Annotated in this window: 4 protein-coding genes and 1 pseudogene; 4 read left to right on the top strand and 1 reads right to left on the bottom strand. The window is 48.7% G+C overall.

Annotated features, from left to right (window positions below; all coding sequences use genetic code 11):
- Positions 1-157 (top strand): annotated as a pseudogene (locus PX481_RS03895) (RNA-guided endonuclease TnpB family protein); the annotation flags it as partial.
- A 215-nt stretch (positions 158-372) separates the two neighbouring features.
- Here PX481_RS03895 and PX481_RS03890 read toward each other — a convergent pair.
- Positions 373-756, bottom strand: a complete 384-nt coding sequence (locus PX481_RS03890) for a hypothetical protein (RefSeq protein WP_288055105.1) — start codon at positions 754-756, stop codon at positions 373-375.
- 524 nt (positions 757-1,280) lie between these two features.
- Between PX481_RS03890 and cysK the strand changes: the two genes are divergently transcribed.
- The 3 genes from cysK (at position 1,281) to PX481_RS03875 (ending at position 3,644) form a co-directional block, all read left to right on the top strand.
- Positions 1,281-2,261 carry a cysteine synthase A gene (gene cysK / locus PX481_RS03885; protein WP_288093725.1) on the top strand — a complete coding sequence of 327 codons (981 nt, stop codon included), beginning with the start codon at positions 1,281-1,283 and terminating at the stop codon, positions 2,259-2,261.
- Positions 2,258-3,217, top strand: a complete 960-nt coding sequence (epsC, locus tag PX481_RS03880) for a serine O-acetyltransferase EpsC (protein WP_288026617.1) — start codon at positions 2,258-2,260, stop codon at positions 3,215-3,217. The genes cysK and epsC overlap by 4 nt, the downstream gene beginning before the upstream one ends.
- A gap of 76 nt (positions 3,218-3,293) precedes the next feature.
- Positions 3,294-3,644, top strand: coding sequence for a hypothetical protein (locus PX481_RS03875; RefSeq protein WP_288093724.1), 351 nt, complete (start codon positions 3,294-3,296; stop codon positions 3,642-3,644).
- Positions 3,645-3,747: the final 103 nt, after the last annotated feature.

Here is a 3,747-nt window from a genome sequence, read left to right as displayed (position 1 = left end):
GACTCACCATGACCGAGATATTAACGCCAGTAAAAATATTTTGGCCGCAGGGCTTGCGGTGTCAGTCTGTCGAGCGACCATAAGACCAGAACAGAGTAAATCTGTTAAGGCAGGTGCGGAACCCCGCAAGGGAAAGAAGCAGAAACCCAAATCGTGAGGTTTGGGAATCGCCGTCCGTTTACGGCGGCGAGGATGTCAAGCTTGTTCCTTTTTTAGTTAAGTTAACTACCGGCGAGGCTCTTCTTGACTGTGTGTGATAATTTTTGATTATGGCATCGTGAAATGCTTATTGGGCAAGACTTTTAGGACTATTTTGCACAATAAACTATCACTATAGACATCGTTTCCACACAGAAACTGGAAAAACCCCGCCTAATCCATCCCAATTATAACGATTAGCACCATACCTACGACGAAACTGATCCCGGCAGTTTTATCTAGACACATCAATTTTCTGCTTTCAATTTCAGAACCTCCTAATATTTTTTCAATATGTGTAGAATTCTCGCCCAGAATATAAATGACTAAAACTACAGTAATCAGAAAGGCAAAAAGTGCAAGACCAAAAAGGATTATCTGTAAAGGGCTTGAAACTCCAACTGTTCTTAGCAAAGTAACCAACAATCCAATAGCTGTAACTGACAAACCTAATAACTGCTTATCACGTTCAAGCCTTGTATTAAGCCATGCAGCTATCATTGCACTGTAAAAGGCTTTTTCTTTTGCTTCGTAGTCTTCCTTGTCTGAACTCCCCATATCTTTAGGATTCAGGTAGAGGCGATTGAATGATCAATGCCTCGATATTAGCACCCAGGCCTCTCTGGTATCAATAACGGTTTTGATGACTTCTCTTTGCCCGATTGAGTTAGCAACTACCAGAGGGAGTGTGGCTTCGCGCCGCCAATTTACGACTCCGTATATCATACTAAATCCGGTTATTAAAAACTGATTATTTATTCTCCCCTTTGCATGAGTACCTCTTGCATGAGTGCCTCTCCTCATAACTAGCCTATGCTCAACGGATTTAGTCTCAAGTATAACTCCCAATCCAACTTGAAAAACCCGCTCCCTTATCTCCACTTCCCGCCCTCCTATACCTTGATTCTTCAACCTCAGCGATCGCCCACCCCCCTTGATTATAAAGATTTGTTTAGCTTGACCAGAGGTTGATAGTGCATCGGCTAGGATGAATTTTAAATGGATTCAAAATGAATTTAAAATGAATTCAAGATGAGCCAATCTGGTGAACTGTCGTATTTTGATCATGGAGTTGCCATTTTGTGAGTAAGAAATGGTTCGCAGATAACAGTTTGTCGATCGGGCGGACTCCTCTAGTGCGCCTTAATCGAGTCGTTGGCAACACTCACGCCACGGTTCTGGCCAAGATTGAAGGTCGCAATCCGGCCTATTCGGTCAAATGTCGTATTGGTGCGGCCATGATCTGGGATGCAGAACAACGGGGACTATTGGGGCCGGGCAAAGAACTGGTGGAACCTACCAGTGGCAATACAGGCATTGCCCTAGCCTTTGTAGCCGCCGCTAAGGGGATTCCCCTCACCCTGACCATGCCTGAAACCATGAGCTTGGAGCGGCGCAAACTGTTGCTCGCCTATGGAGCCAATCTGGTGTTAACAGAAGGGACTAAAGGCATGACCGGAGCAGTGGCAAAGGCAGAAGAAATTGCCGCATCTAATCCCGATCGCTATGTGTTGTTGCAACAGTTCCGCAATGCTGCCAATCCCCGCATCCACGAGGAGACCACCGGCCCCGAAATTTGGCAGGACACAGAGGGGGCGATCGATATTCTCGTGTCGGGTGTGGGAACGGGCGGAACCATTACGGGAGTTTCGCGCTATATCAAAAAAACCCAAGGAAAACCGATTTTATCGGTAGCGGTGGAGCCAGAAGCCAGCCCCATACTATCCCAAGCCCGGGCAGGTCAGCCCTTAAAGTCTGGCCCTCACAAAATTCAGGGCATTGGGGCGGGGTTTGTTCCCGAAGTTCTGGATTTATCCCTCGTGGATGGGATTGAAACCGTTTCCAACGAAGAGGCCATTCTTTATGCCCAACGGTTGGCCAAGGAAGAAGGGATTATCTCCGGCATTTCCTGCGGTGCCGCCGTCGCCGTCGCCGCTCGCTTGGCACAACAATCCGAACACCAAGGCAAAACCATTGTCGTGATTTTGCCGGATTCCGGAGAACGGTATTTGAGTTCCATCCTGTTCCAAGGGGTATTTAATGAGCAAGGGTTAGTGGCATGACGAGCGAGTATCCGAGCGTTTCCAGCGCTCTCTCCCAACCAACCTTGTCCTTGGATCTCGATGAGATTATCACTCAATTGTCCAAACCTCGTGGCGAGTCGTTCCACAGTTGGTCTCAATCACGAAGCCATTTCCCCTTGCCCTCCCGTGAGGCCTTATTTCGGATTGTCGATCGACTGCGTGCCGTTCTTTTTCCCTATCACTTTGGCAATCCCGATTTAGGCGAAACATCCAGCCGCTATTTTATCGGTCATACCCTCAATGAAGTCTTGCAACTGCTGCATCACCAAGTTTGTCGTGAACAGTGGTTGCTGGGGTCGCAGTTGCACTGGTCGTCAGACCAGATTGAGACGCACGCCCAAGGGACGGTACAAGCCTTTGCCACTCAATTACCCCATCTGAAAGCTCTACTGGAAACGGATATCACGGCGGCCTATCGAGGTGATCCGGCGGCGAGAAATTTAGATGAAGTGTTGTTTTGTTACCCCGGGGTAACGGCAATCACTTATCACCGCATTGCCCATGCCCTGTATCGGTTGGACTCTCCCTTGTTGGCGCGGATTGTTAGTGAAATTGGCCATTCCTTAACGGGGATTGACATTCACCCCGGGGCCTCGATCGGCAATAGTTTCTTTATCGATCATGGGACGGGGGTGGTGATTGGGGCAACCACGGTGATTGGCGACCGCGTGCGCCTTTACCAAGCGGTCACGCTCGGGGCGAAAAGCTTTCCCCGGGACGAATCGGGCAGTTTAATCAAAGGTCAACCCCGTCATCCGATTATTGAAGATGATGTGGTGATTTACTCAGGTGCAACGATTCTCGGTCGGGTAACTATCGGTCGGGGCGCCACCATTGGTGGAAATGTTTGGTTAACCCGCAGTGTGCCGCCGGGGGGTTTTGTCTCCCAGGCGCAACTACGACAGGAAATGTTTGATGACGGCTCTGGAATTTGAGGGGCTGTCCTGACTGTGAATGTTCGGCCATAACAGTCGCTTTGTTACTTTTTTTTGAATTGGAGGATTTAACTCAATGACCTATACCCAAGATCATGAATTGCAACTGGCTTTGGGAGATGCTGCCGCTCGGCAGTTAGCCAATGCCACGAAGACCGTTCCTCAGTTATTGACCATTTCACCCCGGTGGTTCGTTCGCCTCTTGCATTGGCTACCCGTTGAAGCGGGGATTTATCGTCTCAATAAAGTCAGGGATGCCTCCCGGGTTGAGGTGGCTTGCTGGCAGCTTGTACACCTATTCCAGTTCCCCCTGAACTGCCACATATTTAAAAAGTATAGGAGAGTGGGGAGCGGGTTTTTAAAGTTGGATTGGGAGTTAATCATCCTATTGGGACTTAAACAAATTTCAAGCCCAAACAAAGCCTAAACTGGCTTTGTAAGCGGCAAACACATCCCGATTCTCGGTCAGCCACTCAAAGAAACGGAAAGACATCGCTGTCCGAAAAGCTGCCAAGGCTTCCACAAAAGTG

It is taken from the genome of Microcystis sp. M53603_WE2 (assembly GCF_030065435.1).
This window is presented reverse-complemented; position numbering and strand designations above follow the sequence as displayed.

Bases quoted from the DNA above. Each gene is read 5' to 3' on its own strand.
- epsC (WP_288026617.1), top strand. From the start codon at position 2,258: ATGACGAGCGAGTATCCGAGCGTTTCCAGCGCTCTCTCCCAACCAACC.
- PX481_RS03875 (WP_288093724.1), top strand. From the start codon at position 3,294: ATGACCTATACCCAAGATCATGAATTGCAACTGGCTTTGGGAGATGCT.
- PX481_RS03890 (WP_288055105.1), bottom strand. From the start codon at position 756: ATGGGGAGTTCAGACAAGGAAGACTACGAAGCAAAAGAAAAAGCCTTT.